At 46.6% G+C, this 14,698-nt stretch carries 12 protein-coding genes; 2 read left to right on the forward strand and 10 right to left on the reverse strand.

Translation table 11 applies throughout. The annotated features are described in order from the left end of the window. Positions 1 to 54 precede the first annotated feature (54 nt). Positions 55 to 1,545, reverse strand: coding sequence for a Rieske 2Fe-2S domain-containing protein (locus tag AM1_RS00695; protein WP_012160859.1), 1,491 nt, complete (start codon positions 1,543 to 1,545; stop codon positions 55 to 57). 353 nt (positions 1,546 to 1,898) lie between these two features. On the opposite strand from AM1_RS00695, the gene AM1_RS00700 reads away from it, so the two are divergent. Further along, positions 1,899 to 2,954: an IS630-like element ISAcma14 family transposase gene (locus tag AM1_RS00700; RefSeq protein WP_041658446.1), complete on the forward strand. Its 1,056-nt coding sequence runs from the start codon at positions 1,899 to 1,901 to the stop codon at positions 2,952 to 2,954. 39 nt (positions 2,955 to 2,993) lie between these two features. Here AM1_RS00700 and AM1_RS00705 read toward each other — a convergent pair whose 3' ends face one another. The 4 genes from AM1_RS00705 to AM1_RS00720 all read right to left on the reverse strand — a co-directional run bounded on the left by AM1_RS00705 (position 2,994) and on the right by AM1_RS00720 (position 6,648). Then, a complete protein-coding gene (locus tag AM1_RS00705) occupies positions 2,994 to 3,716 on the reverse strand; it encodes a hypothetical protein (RefSeq protein ID WP_049783667.1) in 723 nt (240 codons plus the stop codon). Between the two features lie 89 nt (positions 3,717 to 3,805). Next, positions 3,806 to 5,107 (reverse strand): cation:proton antiporter, encoded by a 1,302-nt coding sequence (locus tag AM1_RS00710; protein WP_012160861.1) that lies wholly within the window; start codon positions 5,105 to 5,107, stop codon positions 3,806 to 3,808. A gap of 40 nt (positions 5,108 to 5,147) precedes the next feature. After that, positions 5,148 to 5,900 (reverse strand): Coq4 family protein, encoded by a 753-nt coding sequence (locus tag AM1_RS00715; RefSeq protein ID WP_012160862.1) that lies wholly within the window; start codon positions 5,898 to 5,900, stop codon positions 5,148 to 5,150. A 361-nt stretch (positions 5,901 to 6,261) separates the two neighbouring features. Continuing rightward, positions 6,262 to 6,648 (reverse strand): hypothetical protein, encoded by a 387-nt coding sequence (locus AM1_RS00720; RefSeq protein WP_049783668.1) that lies wholly within the window; start codon positions 6,646 to 6,648, stop codon positions 6,262 to 6,264. A gap of 397 nt (positions 6,649 to 7,045) precedes the next feature. On the opposite strand from AM1_RS00720, the gene AM1_RS00725 reads away from it, so the two are divergent. Continuing rightward, a complete protein-coding gene (locus AM1_RS00725; RefSeq protein WP_012160864.1) occupies positions 7,046 to 10,648 on the forward strand; it encodes a WD40 domain-containing protein in 3,603 nt (1,200 codons plus the stop codon). A gap of 67 nt (positions 10,649 to 10,715) precedes the next feature. On the opposite strand, the gene AM1_RS00730 is transcribed toward AM1_RS00725, so the two are convergent. The 5 genes from AM1_RS00730 to AM1_RS00750 form a co-directional block, all read right to left on the reverse strand. Continuing rightward, positions 10,716 to 11,750: a hypothetical protein gene (locus tag AM1_RS00730; protein ID WP_148215640.1), complete on the reverse strand. Its 1,035-nt coding sequence runs from the start codon at positions 11,748 to 11,750 to the stop codon at positions 10,716 to 10,718. Between the two features lie 90 nt (positions 11,751 to 11,840). Then, on the reverse strand, positions 11,841 to 12,833 hold the full coding sequence (locus AM1_RS00735; protein ID WP_012160867.1) for a PstS family phosphate ABC transporter substrate-binding protein: 993 nt from the start codon (positions 12,831 to 12,833) through the stop codon (positions 11,841 to 11,843). Between the two features lie 177 nt (positions 12,834 to 13,010). Continuing rightward, complete coding sequence (locus tag AM1_RS00740; protein ID WP_012160868.1) at positions 13,011 to 13,436, reverse strand: ExbD/TolR family protein; 426 nt, start codon at positions 13,434 to 13,436, stop codon at positions 13,011 to 13,013. 4 nt (positions 13,437 to 13,440) lie between these two features. Then, entirely contained in the window at positions 13,441 to 13,851 is a 411-nt protein-coding gene (locus AM1_RS00745) for an ExbD/TolR family protein (RefSeq protein WP_012160869.1), read from the reverse strand. Between the two features lie 39 nt (positions 13,852 to 13,890). Next, positions 13,891 to 14,598 (reverse strand): MotA/TolQ/ExbB proton channel family protein, encoded by a 708-nt coding sequence (locus AM1_RS00750; protein WP_012160870.1) that lies wholly within the window; start codon positions 14,596 to 14,598, stop codon positions 13,891 to 13,893. Between the last annotated feature and the right edge of the window lie 100 nt (positions 14,599 to 14,698).

Here is a 14,698-nt window from a genome sequence, read left to right on the forward strand (position 1 = left end):
CTTGCTCATAGATGCTTAAAACCCGATTTGCGGTCCCATAGGGTCTGCCCAAAACTACAGATTTCGAGCACTTCCAGTGGGCCAGAGTCGTACGCTTGGTATTCCTTGCCCAGGAATACTACTCATGAAATGCGAGTGCAATTTTGTGAGTCCCTGATGTCCCAGTAGACTCAGAATTGCAATTGCAAAACATCCCAAACTGGGGCGGGTGGTGAGTGGCAGTAAAAGCATGATTCCCCCCAGAATTGCCATCATAGTTGTCATAAAATGGCACACCCGCTGAACTTCTGCAATCCACTCTACAGAACGGCGACAGCTAGGACAAAGTTTAGTATGGCGATGCCAGCGGTCATAGAGTTGCTCATTACTACGGCTCTCCACTCTTTCTGCGTAGAGAGAATTAGGTTCAGGACCACCACTCCCAAATCGATTGAGCCAGTTTTTTAAGGTCAAAGTTCCCTGATCAGCAGGAGAAGGAAGGAAGGGAGAACGTCTACGACCCGTATCAATAACAGCCTCATTCCGTTCTTGGGCATGCATAGCTGTAATATCCTGGTCATTGAGTTTGTAAGTCCCCAAATGTTGTAGTCCAACCTGCACATACTCGGGCAGTAACCCTAGCATTTGTTTGTTCATCCACTGTATTAGACTCAATGGACGTGCTGGGAATTCTAAGTCCATCACGAACTTCATAATGTATCGACAATGTTCTGGTGCCGTTGGGACAAAATAGAGTTGAAAGGTTTGGACGCCACCCGTTGGCAGGTAGTACTGGGTGATGTTGGCACAAGGAGGACGGAATGTTCGAGTTGCCTCCATCTCTCGGTTGAAGGTGTTATACCCTTTGTGACTAAGAACAAAACCTTCCTCTGCAGATAGCTCACCTAGGAGTTCGAAACCCTGCATAGGAATGGCGTTCGCGGGTGAAAAAGTGCCGATCCCTTCATGCAGAAATTGGGCATGTACAGGGTCAAAGCTGTTTTCAATCGAAACAGTGTAGCCTAAAGGAACCTCTATCATGTGCCAATCAGTCTTATTCCACTTCGGACTCGTTTTAGGCAGTGTTGCGGGCTGCTTTTGCTGACAGTCTGCAAAGGCTCGGTCGTTACGATCTGGCCAAATCCAAAGCAATCCTTGTTCAACCTGGGTCGGATAGGTAGTTACATGAGATCTAACATTGTGATAAGCGGCTGGTTGATCTAACTGAGCAGGCAGCATCGGATTCTGGACACACTGTCCCTGCTGATCAAAGCACCAACCATGTTGACGGCAGACAAGAGTGCCATCCGCTTGAACCTTGCCTAGGGATAATTGCGTCAGTTTATGGGGACAAACATCATCCATTGCAATCCACTGACCCTGATGTTGCCAGATCACCAGATTTTTACCGAGCAAGGTGATGGGGGTAGGACAGGAGTCATCAAGATAGCTTAAGGGGCTAACCGGATACCACTGCTTTAGCCAATTGAAGGGTTGCCCTTCTGCGGTAGGTTGTAACTCTAAACCCTTTAGATTTTCTGGATTGAGGTCAATGTCTGTAGTCATAAGGCACCATTGCTCCACTTTTGTTGAGAACGTGCTTGGAAGACTGTGTGGTTCTATTACATAAGGCAGGCGAAGGCTATATCTGATGGCAGAGTTCTAATTGATGAATTCTAACCAACCCTTCCTTAGAAAAAATATCACTAATCAGATGTCAGTGACTTTCCCAGCTTTTATGCATTACTCCTTAGACTCCGCCACCTAGCACTGCACCCTGCGAAAAATGCCTGATATGGAAGAATTTTAGCTCTCTATATCAGGCATTGTACTTTTATACTGCGGACGACTTGTGACTTAACATTGTGGTAGAGAGATTTGGCACACTGGGAGTATCCCCGCACCTATCCTCCACTCCCATGATTAAAATTGATTTCACCGCAGAGGAAATCCAACAACTCAATTACGAACGCTATCATCACCCTCACCCACGGGTGCAGCGACGGATGGAAGTGCTCTACTTGAAGAGTCAAGGTCTTTCCCATACCCAGATCTGCCAGCTTTGTCAGATTAGTCGCCCCACTTTAGCCAAAACTCTTCGTCAGTATCAACAAGGAGGGATTGAAGGGCTGAAGACCCTTGAATATAAAGGTCAACCGAGTCTACTCAACGCTCATAGCGATAGTGTGAGAGCTTACTTTGAGCAACATCCTCCCCGCACCAGTGCAGAAGCTCAAGCGGTCATTGAGCAATTAACAGGCATCAAACGCAGTCCCACCCAAATCAAAGCCTTCCTCAAACGCATCGGTTGTCGTTATCGAAAAGTGGGGTATGTGCCGGGAAAGTCGAGTCTGCCCGAGAAAATTGAGGAGCAAGAGCAGTTTCGACACACTCGCCTTGAACCCTTATTAGAGGAAGCTCAACGCCAAGAGCGTCTTGTCTTTTTTGTGGATGCTGCTCACTTTGTTCACCGTGCTTATCTAGGGTTTGTCTGGTGCATCACTCGGATCTTCATCCCTTCTCCTTCTGGTCGCCAACGTTTCAATGTCCTGGGCGCGCTCGACGCTATCACCAAAGACCTAGTCAGCGTTACCAACCACACCTATATCAATTCTCACAGTATGTGCCTGTTACTGGCCAAGCTGGCGCTACTTGACCCAGTCATACCCATCAGCGTGATTTTAGACAATGCGCGATACCAGAAATGTCAGCTTGTAACGGACTTTGCCGAGATCGTCGATATTGAGCTGGTCTATCTGCCCTCCTATTCACCCCATTTGAATTTGATTGAGCGACTCTGGCGTTTTGTACGCAAGGAATGTCTCTATTCAAAGTATTATGCTGATTTTCCCGCCTTCAAAGGGGCCATTCAACAGTGCATCGACCAGTGTAATGGAGAGCATAAGGCGAAACTCACCACCTTACTATCACTCAAGTTTCAGTCTTTTAAGAAAGTTAATATCTTAGCCGCCTAGAGTATATCAATTATGCATGTACTCATTAGGTTCATCTAATTATCCCAACAGCCAAGAGCCACCTAAGAGAAAGATATAAAACACCACACCGCTTAGAAACCAGACAAATCGAGTCTCTTTATGGTCTGGAAGTTCTTCCTTGAAGATATTGAACATCAAGAATCCAGTCAAAAGAGCGGTGAGGGTATTTGAGAAGGTGCGATTTGCTGCTTCCGCAAATAGGTCAGTGACGAGTCCACAAAAGACGGCTGCGATTAATGCATATCGACCCTGTTGATCAAACAGATGTTTGTAGTGTTCACTCAGATGATGATCGGTGGATAACAGGTGTAAACTCATGGCCAAAACATAGATAAAGGCAAAGGGAATGCTCTGCTCGAACTGTTCTGGGATGGAATAGATGAGCAAGAAGTTATAAGAGCTAATGAATAACATCTGTAGCCAAAAGGCTCTCTTGTTCAGTTCCTGGGAATCATCTTGTGTCTGCGACCAGATCCAACGTTGAGCGCCGTAAAAAAGCAGAAATCCAATTAAAGCAACGATGTGAATGGGAAATCTGCCTAGGGAAACATCTCCCTGCTCCAGTTCTGGGAGGAGGTGCAAAAACACATAGGTGATAGCCATGCCGCCACTAAAGGAAATCGCGATTTGCTCAGAGGTGTAAAGCCACTTATGGAGGGGGCGAGCCCAGTAGTGAATGGCTGCGAATGAGATCGCCACCAGTGTCGTTAATTCAAGGACAATAAATGAAGCCATATGCATAAGAATGTCCCCACTCCTGGGTTGGACAGTAAATTTGAATGGTGTTGATTTGAGTTTAGGAATCGCCAGTTATCAATATTCTCCAATCGTCATTCAACAGGGCGAGCGGCGGCTGGACGATAACTGGAGCGATACGGTAGACGAACGGGCATTGTAGGTACCGTCAAATGTTCTGCCTTAGACAAGGATTGCTCTTTCCTCACTCTTTGGGCATACCAGTTGGCACCGGGAAACGCTGACAGCCCATGAGCAAAGATGCTGAGCAAAACTGTAGACACCACAATGGTAAATATCTGCTCTCGTCCCTGGATGGCTTCCCGATTCAGAACCATTAGCACGTAGAGAATGGAGGCCACGCCGCGAGGACCAAACCACCCCAGAAATAGTTGGGTGTCCCAACGGAGTTTCATGCCAACAAGGCTAAGGGAAACACTCAAGATCCTAGCTGCAGTGAGGCTTAGAACGGCATAGAGAATCACTCTGCCCTGGATTTGCGTAAGAACAGGCAAGACCATTAGACCGCCAAAAATGACGAAGGTAACGAGGATAAAAAACTGACCTTCTGTCTCACCATATTCATATAGGCGAGGGCAAAGTTCTCGATTCGTATTGCCTAAGGTCAGTCCGGCACAGAAGGCAGCGATAAATCCATTACCACCCAGGGGTTCAGCCAAACAGAAGGCCAGTGCAGCCAAAGAAAGCAGTGATAAGCGTTGATAGTTCTCAGTCATCCAATGGGTACGAGCCGTGGTCGCAATCAGTTGTCCTCCCAAATAGCCCACCAGAATACCCACTACGGATCCCATGATGAGTTGAGCCAAGGCAAACCCACCCCAGCTAGCAACAGTTTGTTCTCCCCCCGCTGACTCAGCTAGGGATAAGAAAATCAATAAGATAGGCAGACAAATCCCGTCATTCAGCCCACTCTCAATATTCAAGGCTTGTCGAATTCGCACGGGCACGTTGGGACTATTGACTACGGCCTGCCCTAGGGCGGCATCGGTGGGAGCCAGTATGGTAGCAACAGCGGCGGCTTCCCATATATTGAGTTGGGGAAAGAGTGCGATCGCAAACCCGCTACCTAACAGGATCGTTAACGGTAAGCCAATCCCCAACAGTCTGAGGGGCAGTTGATACTGCTGTTTCAAGAGTTTGAAATCAATCCGAGACGCATCGGTGAACAGGACGAAGACCAAGGTTGTGGTGGCAATAATATCTACCACTTCACTATCCACGGACAGATTCAGCAGTTGGCTAACCAAGGGACTAATCAAGAGTCCAAAGGTGGCAAAAATCATCGGTGGCGTAATCATGCTCTTTTCGATCCGCCCCGAAACTGAACCAAATACCAGGGTAAAGAGGGAAATGATCGTAACGGCTTCTAGGATCATGATGGGTAATGCTGAACAACGGGCTGAGTCAATTTTTTAGTTAAACAGCGGTCGGTTCTGTCAGTGCGATCGCATCCCGAAGTTGAGGACGGCTATACCAACTCCACTGTCCTTCCGTAACTGGCTGGATATTGAACTCAGACCGCAAGTCATCTAGGGGCTGTTCGAACCGTTCTTCCCACTTCACGGGGAACAGAGGCTTTGCGTCTCGTCCTATCTTGATGCCCGTAGACAAGATGTCATAGTCATATTCAACATCGATACCGTTATCTTGGGGACCACCAAAAAAGTCCAGCAACATACCCAGAAGATTGATCAATATCCAACCGGGATAGCCCGTCTGGGCAACGGTAACAGACAGGACACCCGCTTCACCAAAGTCATCCATGCTAAAGCCCGTCAAAATATGATGTAAATCATGGGTTTTACGAATGCGATTGATTACATAATCTGCATCCTTTTCAATATTGCGTAGGCGATAGAAGTGGGGCTCGTATCCCAATGCACTCATTACTCGGGCATAGGTCCACCCTAATGATCCTTCCGGCATCTGCAACATTTTCTCCAAGTCATACTCTGAACCCAAATATTGCGCTTCAATCATTTGAGCAGTCGCTGCATCTTCTCTCATCCAGGTCAGACAGCGCTCCATTTGGGGACTATCTCGCAGCAAGTCGCTAATATCAAATACCTCATTCACATCCGTCCCGGCCCCGGCAACATGATCAATAAAGGTCAATAGCTGGTTGATATTGTCAGGTGTGGCAATTTCATTGATATATTTGAACCCCATAATCGTCTCCCTCTCGTGTATGTATCGGTTAGTCGGGTTAGTTCTGAAAAGCTTGATCGATGGCTCTAAGCTTTAAGTCGCAAGCCGTTGGACATGGCTGTAGAAGCCTGACGTTCTATGAATTAGAAACTCACTATAATCAGCGATATCATCAAGCCCAATTGCTGTAAGCAGTACTTCAAGCGCGAGCCAAATTGTGATTTGAGTCAGTAGCGTTTTCCATTTCATGAATGTCCACCTCCTAGCAGTTAGTCTTGTCCTGGGACACTCCTTCCCCTGGGATTAGAACTTCGGAACGTACAAGCACTAACTAAGGGGAAAGAGTTCAGAGGCCCTTCAGGCCATCATTGGCAAAATCCAGCTATGACTCCTTAATCAAGGCAGCCCAAGCAGAATTCACGGCTTTATCGAAGCGATCTCCCATGCCTTTGAGTTCAGCCACAAAGGTGTCCCATTTGCGACTGGCATCATCATTGAGTTCTTTAAGAGACTGATCCAAAGCATTGCCTTGTTCTTGGAAAAAGGTTTCTGTTTGATTGAGGGTTGCCTTCGCTTGGCTGATGGCCTGATGATAGGTTTCACGGGTGATTTGGTCAGCAGCAGAAAGTTCAGATTCGGCCCGCTTTTTAATTAAGTCGACCAACTCGCCGGCTTTTTGCTTAATCTCATCTGACTCATTCGCCATCTTTTGATTAACTAGGGCTCGGGTTTCTTCGCTGACGGGAGTGATTGGGGAAGAAGTAGTCATGATTTTCTCCAAATTAAGAATAATGAGCAAAGCGATTGAGAAGGAAAACAAAGTTTGTCTCCTCGCTAAATCGGTGTGATTTGGGTGGAAAGGTGATGCACAACCGTGGTTTATCCGACTGCCGTTAATGCATGGTCGGCGGCTATCTCCTCATCCCGATGGTTGCTCCGGTTTGGGTTTCAGCCATCACCATTCAGGTTGTTGAACTAAGTCTATGGCGATTTATCAGCTGCGTCAGTAATAGAAAAGTAAGAAGCTCGGGTTGTCTAGATCACAAAGATTCAGCCGCAATGTGATCAAAAAGTGAGATCGTTATGTTGACCTAACTATGCCTCCGCCAAGGCACAGCGGTACAATTGGCCTACCCTTGGATTTTCTAAAGCCTGGAAAGTAAACCTTGATTGCTGTAGATGCTCTGGCTGTTCTAGAAAAAACCCTGCCCCCCGGAACACTCAACCAAGTTAAAACATTGGTGTTTAAGCAAGCCTGGGACGGTAAAGGCTATGCAGAAATTGCTGAAGAGGCTGGCTACGATACGGACTATATAAAAAGTGTGGCCGCTCAACTTTGGAAAAGCATTTCCTCAGAACTAGGCGAAAAAGTCACCAAAACAAATTTTCGGTCCTTATTGATTCAGCGATTGGACAAATCTGATGTCAGTGAGGATTCACTAGTTCAACCACCTATCGCAGAGGACTCTACCCCACTTCCTTCAGGTATAGCCAATGAGAAAGCCCCTGTTGTGGACTGGGGCGAAGCCCCCGATGTCTCTAAATTTTATGGCCGTAATGAAGAACTTGCCCAAATTTCTACCTGTAATCTGACCGAGGGGTGTCGATTAGTGGCCGTGTTGGGCATGGGAGGGATGGGCAAAACGAGCTTAATCGCAAAGCTGGCCCAGCAGGTCCAACATCACTACGATTTTGTGATTTGGCGATCCCTCCGCAACGCGCCAACAGCAGACGAGGTCATTGCAGAACTGATCCCCTTTCTGTCTGAGCAACAATCCGATCAATGCTCGACCCGCCAACTGGTGCAATGTCTGCGAGCCTCTAAATGCTTGATCATATTCGACAATCTGGAGTCGATTCTCCAGGCTGGACAAGTGGGATACTACCGCCCAGGCTATGAAGAATATGGGAATCTACTTCGGGTTGTGGGAGAAACGGCTCACCAAAGTTGTTTGCTCCTCACTAGCCGAGAGAAACCGCCAGAGGTGGCCGAATTAGAAGGCTTGGACTTAGCCGTTCGCTCCTTTTCCCTGCGAGGTTCCTCTGAAGTCGCCACTGCATTACTCAATGCCAAAGGAATTGAGGGTAGCCCCGAGCAGCAACAGCAGCTGAGCCATCACTATGGGGGGAGTCCTCTAGCCCTCAAAATTATTGCCAGCTCTATCCAAGATTTATTTGAAGGCAACCTAGAGGACTTTTTAGCCCAAGAAACGGTGGCCTTTAACGGCATACGCCGTCTGCTAGACCAGCAGTTTAAACGGTTGAGTCCCCTCGAAAAAGTTATTCTGAACTGGTTAGCGATTAATCGAGAGTGGACTTCGATTGCAGAATTGCAGCGAGATATTGTGCCAACCGTATCCATGGCCAGCTTACTGGAATCGCTGGAAGCCCTTACCTGGAGGAACCTGATTGAGAAAAATGTCAGTCGCCAAGGGCAATCTGGACAATACACCTTGCAACCTGTCGTTATGGAATATGTGACCAATGATTTAGTCCAGCAGGTGTATCAAGATTTGATGGAAGATACAGACTCTCAGGGGGTGCAGAGGCAAGGTCTGACATCATCACAGTCCTACTTTCATACCCATGCTCTACTGAAAACAACTGTCAAAGACTATATTCAAGACAGCCAGAAACGCCTGATATTAGAGCCCTTAGCCCAATTACTCCGCAACACTTTTTTCTCTGCCCCCATGCTGGCGCAATGGGTACAGTCAGTGTTAAATCAACTCCATACCAGTCCAGTGACTGGATATGGGCCTGGAAATTTGATCAATCTCTGCCGTCAACTCAAGCTGGATTTAACAGGGTATGATTTCTCCCAACTTCCCATCTGGCAGGCAAACCTTCGGGATATGTCTTTACCTCAGGTCAATTTTAAGGGGGCTAATTTTCAGCAGACCTTGTTCACTCAATCTCTTAGCGGCATTCTTAACATTGCCTACAGCCCTAAAGGAGACTTTCTAGCAACCATTGATGCCACTGGGAGTGTTCGCCTCTGGCAAGTTGCGGATGGTCAACTCCATATGTCTTTTGAGGATCACAGTTACTGGGGGTGGGCATTGGCCTTTAGCCCCGATGGCCAGCAACTGGCCAGTGGCGGCGAAGACAATATGGTCAGAGTTTGGGATGTTACTACTGGCCAATGTATTAACAGTTTGGAACTCAAGTGTAATGTGGTTTGGACTGTAGCCTTTAGTCCCAATGGTCAAACCCTAGCGATTGGTACCAGTGATACGGATATTTTGCTGTGGGACCTTGAAAGGAATCAGTTGCCCGAAGTATTGCAAGGGCATACCAGCGATGTGAGATCGCTCCAGTTCAGTCCTGATGGTCAACAGTTAGTCAGTGCTAGTCACGATCACACCCTTAAAATTTGGAATTTGCAATCAGGAAAGTGCCAGCAAACTTGTGTCGGCCATTCTGAGTGGGTCCTTTCTGTCGCTTATAGTATTGATGGTCAGACCCTAGCGAGCGGAAGTGCTGACCGTACAGTCAGATTGTGGGATGTGAAGACGGGGCAATGCCGCCAGACTTTATCGGGGCATGATCTTATGGTTACTGCCATTGCCTTCAGCCCAGATGGCCAACATATTGCTAGTGCCAGTGAAGACCGCACCGTCAGAGTGTGGGATGTCCGTGGCCAGCATCTGAAAACCTTAGTTGGTCATCTGCATTGGGTTTGGTCCGTGGCCTTTAGTCCGGATGGTCAAATGCTAGCCAGCGGCGGGAGCGATCAAACCGTTAGATTTTGGCACGTACAAACCGGTCGACCTTTGAAGACCTTGGCTGGTTATATCGACTACTCCTATGCTCTAGCCTGGCTTCCTGATGGACAAGCTCTACTATCTGGAAGCTCCAATCACACGATACGCACTTGGGAACAAGGTCGCTGCAGACAAACCTGGAAGGCTCACGAAAACTGGGTTTGGTCTGTTAGCTGTAGACCTGACGGACAAGTTTTAGCCAGTGGGTCCAACGCTGTCAAATTATGGGATATGGAGACCAATGCTTGTATAGCCACATTGCAGGAGGATGAGGGATTTGTCTTTTGTCTGGCCTGGAGTCCCAATGGCCGATATTTTGCTACAGGTTCCTCAGATCATCGAGTTAGGATTTGGAAAGCGGACACTCAGCGATGTCTACAACTTTTGGAAGGGCATGAAGGTTGGGTGTTTCAGGTTGCCTGGAGTCCCAATGGTCAAAGTTTGGCGAGCTGTGGTGTAGATGGAACAGCAAACGTCTGGAACATAAAAACAGGAGACTGTCTGCAAACGTTTCATGAAGACAATTGGATTTGGTCTGTGGTCTGGAGTCCTGATCACCGATTTCTGGCCTACAGTACAGCCGATGGGAACATTAAATTCTGGGACACCAAAACGTGGAAACTACTGCAGACTCTGACGGGCCATACGGCTCAAGTCACCCGGATCGACTTTAGTCCCTCTGGCAGGCGACTAGCCAGTGGAAGTTACGACCTTACGATCAAAATTTGGGATGTTGAGACAGGCAACTGTCAACAGACTTTAACGGGGCATACTCAAATTATTACCAATCTCGTCTTTAATCCTGTTGAAACGGACAATAGCTGCCTGTTGGCCAGTGCGAGTGAGGATGAAACCCTAAGGATTTGGAATATCCTTTCAGGTGAATGTCAGCATGTTCTTAGACCAGAAGGCCCCTATGAAGGAATGAACGTTGCTGACACTTCAGGGTTAACCCCAGCTCAAATCAAGTCTCTACAATCTTTGGGTGCTGTGACGGGTTAACTGAAAAGGTTTATTCATCTATGGTTCTCACTAACAAAACCATCGCAAGTCTTTATAGTGCGAAAGTTTAGGATGTTCCTTGATCTGGTTTTGAAAGATTATTCGGGTCCGCTCGCCAAAAAATAACAAAGGTGGCTTTACTGAGCTTCTTAACAGATTTCACCAGGCTGACATAGTAAGTTTTATCGTCAACTTTGAACTCATATACTGGCCCCCCTCCGTATTCACCAATTTTTTTAGGTTGAGAAGCAGATTTGAAGGCTGGAATGGTTGGGAAAGAGGCTAAGACTTCATCAGGTTCTTTAAGACGATAGTAACGAGGACTATTGATAATCGCTCCTAAAGCCGCTAATTTTGGATTTTTGAAATCAAACGCTTTTATGCTTTCTGGCGTAAAAAACTTTTCGGGTTCAGGAAACTCTTCAGGACCGGGAATGTAATCAAAATCTGATTCAACCTCAGAATTAATTAATGCTTGGTCTAACTCGCCAAAAATGGTTTCCACCTCTTCACTTTCAATCGGAGGAGCAGGAGGAGTATCGGTTTCCTGATTTTTAGCATTAAGATCAGAATCATTCTTGGGCTCCGAGTCAGAAGATTGAGATTCTGAGTCTTTAGGATCTTGCTTCTCAGTTGTTTGATCCTTAGAACCAGGCTTTTGTTCTGGCTTGAGCCTTTCTATTTCTGGGGGTTTAGGTGAATCGGGTAACACAGGTAGCGGGCGAGGTGTCACCGGTGCTCTCTGAATCCTTGGCTTGGGCTTAGGCTTAGGCTTGGGTTTCGATTTAACTTTTGTCCGCTTCAACGATACCGTTTTTGTGATGGGTATATCTTTAATTTTAGGTTGTTCTACTTTAGTTTCTAAGGAAACAGGCGTGGCCAGTATGGCGCCATGAACCATTGCAGAGATCAGCACCAGAGGATGTTTGAATAACCACCAAAGGAAAAAACGTTTGGGGGGTTTGGGTGCCTCCGGGATATATGTCTTTGGAGGGGTTGGAGGTGGTTTAATCTGCGTAGTCATGGACAATCGGTGGTCAATGAAAAGGAATTGAATGCTGCCTTTTGGAATGAAAAGGTTTGGAAGAACACTTAAAATCAACTTTTCAAAAAAGAAGTTCCTGAGGAAGAACTCGTGAACTTCCTCAGGAACAATCAGCAGAGTGTGAGAAAACCAAAGTTAGCTTGTTGTCTATTTGGATTTGAGCACTTCAGAGACCTTTAGGCCATCTGTATCTCTACCCGCAAAGAAGCTGCCAGTCTTGCCTTCGCGGAAATTTTTAGCCGCTTGCTGATAAGCCGGAGCAGGTAAAGGGATATAGCCGACTTCAGCAGAAAACTCAGCAGCTTTTCTGAGGTAGTAGTTCACAAACTGGCGAACTTCAGGACGCTTGGCGGCCTTCTTATTGACATAAATAAAGATAGGGCGAGACAGAGGCGTGTAGGTGCCATTCTCCACTGCTTCACGGGAGGGGAGGACGGGTCCATTACCATTGTCAATCGCCACTGCATTCAGGCGATCTTTATTTTGCTCATAGTAGGCAAATCCAAAATATCCAATTCCATTGGGCTCACGGGAAACGCCTTGAACCAAAATATTGTCATCTTCGCTGGCGGTTATATCTTTGCGATGATTTTTCTTGGCAATGGTGCCATTGAAGTAGTCAAAAGTACCCGAATCAGAACCTGGGGCATAAAAGCTGATTTTATCAGCGGGCCAGCTGGAATTGACTTCTTTCCATGTAGTAACAGAACCCTCTGGGTTTTCTGACCACATCTTCTTGAGTTCAGCAACGGTCATACTCTTGATGGGATTGCCTTTGTTGACCACAACGGTTAAAGCATCAAAAGCAACAGGGATTTCGATATACTCAACCCCTTCACAAAGCTTTTGTTCTTTCTCTTTAATGGGTCGAGATGCGTCAGAAATATCTGTTTCACCTGCACAAAACTTCTTAAAACCGCCACCGGTTCCAGACACACCGACTGTGACGTTAACCTTGTTATTTGTTAACTTTTGAAATTCCTCAGCAACGGCTTCACTGATTGGAAATACGGTACTGGAACCGTCAATTTTTATCTTTTTAGTTTGGGCATCGGCAGAAGTGGCCGAGAAAGCAGTTGTGCTGACGGCGACCGCTAGCGAAACAACCGCACCTGTCAGGGTCGAACGATTCAGCTGCATACCTTTCTCCATAATTAACAATCGATACGTAATTTAGAAAAAATGACTTAAAGCCAAAGCAAGAATACCTAAGCAAGATTAAGGTCAGTTAATGGAAAATGCTGATTTGGTTTATGGGAATGTTATTGCCAGGTTAAGTTTGTCGCCCAGAGAAAAATATCTAAATCTTCAATTTTTCTATTTGTCCTGCAGGAGAAGTGATATACGATCGCCCCCCATTTTTCCCATTTTTTTGAGCAGTGCAGAAACCTTTGAGTAGGGTAGTTTCCGGTCGGCACTCAAAATGATTCTTCCTTGCGGGTTTTTGTCAATATAAGTAGAGATACGATTTGCAAGTTTGCCAGAATTGACAGGCTCATTATCTAAAATGATTTCCTCCTTCAATGTCAGCCCTACAACCAGCGGATTGGCCTGCTGCGGCAGCTTATTATTATCTATTGAGGCAGTATTTGAAGTTGGCAAGGTCACTTGCAAAACCTGTTGCCCCGTTAAGGTCATGGAAATGATGATAAAAAACGTCAGCACAGACATTAATACATCCATCAAAGGCACCAAATTCACCTCTGGGATTTGAGAACCAGTTTTGCGAGATCGAAAACGCATAAATTTATTCAATAATTAAAGACACGCGCTCACCCCCGGCAGCTCGCATCAGATCGAGTTTGTGCATCATCTTTTCGTAAGTCAATTTGGGGTTTGGCTTCAAAAACACATTGCCCTTGGGATTATCCAGCAAATACTGGCGGACCTTGGCCTGTAGCTCTTTATCAGAGATGGACTGCTTGTCCCGGGATGCCTGACCTTGGTTATCTAGATCCACCACAAATTGATTTTTAAGATCCGAGAGTTTGATCTCCTGTTGCCCACCTGCTTCTTGAGGAAGTTGAACCTCTAAGCTTTTTTGCTTGCTCAAGGTCATGGTGATCATCACAAAAAAAGCCAAGATTCCCATCATCACGTTGAGCATGGGAATCAAGTTAATTTCGGGAATCGTCGATTCTTGTTGAGCAAATTTCATAGATTTGAATGCAAAGTACCAAGGGCAGCAGCAATACCTTTACAGAGTTTCTAAAGTAACCTGGGTAGGTTCAACTGAACTGCCTTTTGGCAAATAGGCAGGACGGTTGACCTGGTTGGGTTCGTACCAGACCTGTCGATAAATCAATTCCATTTCGCTTCCCACTTCGGAGAATGTATCGACTTGGCGGGCCTGCAAAATCACAAAAATGCGTAGAACAATCAGGGCCAAAATGGCAACGACCATCCCCGCTGCTGTGGTTAAGAGGGCTTCACCAATCCCTGCAGCCGCTTTGGTTGCCTGTTCAGAGGTGCCCCCACTGCCAATGTTGAGATTATTAAAAGTATTGATCAGGCCAGTTACTGTTCCCAAAAGACCCATCAGGGGGGCAACCGCCACAGTTGTTTCCAGTAGCTTATCGCCCTTGCGCATTCTGACAAATTCTTTATCTGCCGCCGCTTCCAGGGCTAAGCGGAAGGTCTCTGGCGAGGGTTGATGCAAGCGCAGCGGTGCTAACAGGAATCGGCCAATGGGCAAAAACCGAGCATGCTGAGCAATGGCTTCCGCTTCCTCTAAGCTGCAGCGAGCTGCATCCAAGACATCATGAACAATACGATGTTCTTGACTGATCAAACGGATCCAGAAAATGGTTCGTTCGAAGGCACACGCTAAAGTCAGTACAGATAATCCCGCAATGGGAATCATGACTGGGCCACCCTTGGCCAGGAAAGTATAGATTGTGGACACGGTGTCTCCAGAATTAACCAGGTCTTGTCAGCCTTATGAAGAGAAGACTCACGTCGAATAGGATAACTGAAACCCTCTCAACACTGGGTTAAGAGAACTG

The sequence above is a fragment of the Acaryochloris marina MBIC11017 genome, assembly GCF_000018105.1.
Lineage (GTDB): Bacteria > Cyanobacteriota > Cyanobacteriia > Thermosynechococcales > Thermosynechococcaceae > Acaryochloris > Acaryochloris marina.

Excerpts from the sequence above, each read along its gene's own strand:
- AM1_RS00720 (WP_049783668.1), bottom strand. The coding sequence starts at position 6,648 with ATGACTACTTCTTCCCCAATCACTCCCGTCAGCGAAGAAACCCGAGCC.
- AM1_RS00705 (WP_049783667.1), bottom strand. The coding sequence starts at position 3,716 with ATGCATATGGCTTCATTTATTGTCCTTGAATTAACGACACTGGTGGCG.
- AM1_RS00740 (WP_012160868.1), bottom strand. The coding sequence starts at position 13,436 with ATGCGTTTTCGATCTCGCAAAACTGGTTCTCAAATCCCAGAGGTGAAT.
- AM1_RS00695 (WP_012160859.1), bottom strand. The coding sequence starts at position 1,545 with ATGACTACAGACATTGACCTCAATCCAGAAAATCTAAAGGGTTTAGAG.
- AM1_RS00745 (WP_012160869.1), bottom strand. The coding sequence starts at position 13,851 with ATGAAATTTGCTCAACAAGAATCGACGATTCCCGAAATTAACTTGATT.
- AM1_RS00735 (WP_012160867.1), bottom strand. The coding sequence starts at position 12,833 with ATGCAGCTGAATCGTTCGACCCTGACAGGTGCGGTTGTTTCGCTAGCG.
- AM1_RS00700 (WP_041658446.1), top strand. The coding sequence starts at position 1,899 with ATGATTAAAATTGATTTCACCGCAGAGGAAATCCAACAACTCAATTAC.
- AM1_RS00715 (WP_012160862.1), bottom strand. The coding sequence starts at position 5,900 with ATGGGGTTCAAATATATCAATGAAATTGCCACACCTGACAATATCAAC.
- AM1_RS00710 (WP_012160861.1), bottom strand. The coding sequence starts at position 5,107 with ATGATCCTAGAAGCCGTTACGATCATTTCCCTCTTTACCCTGGTATTT.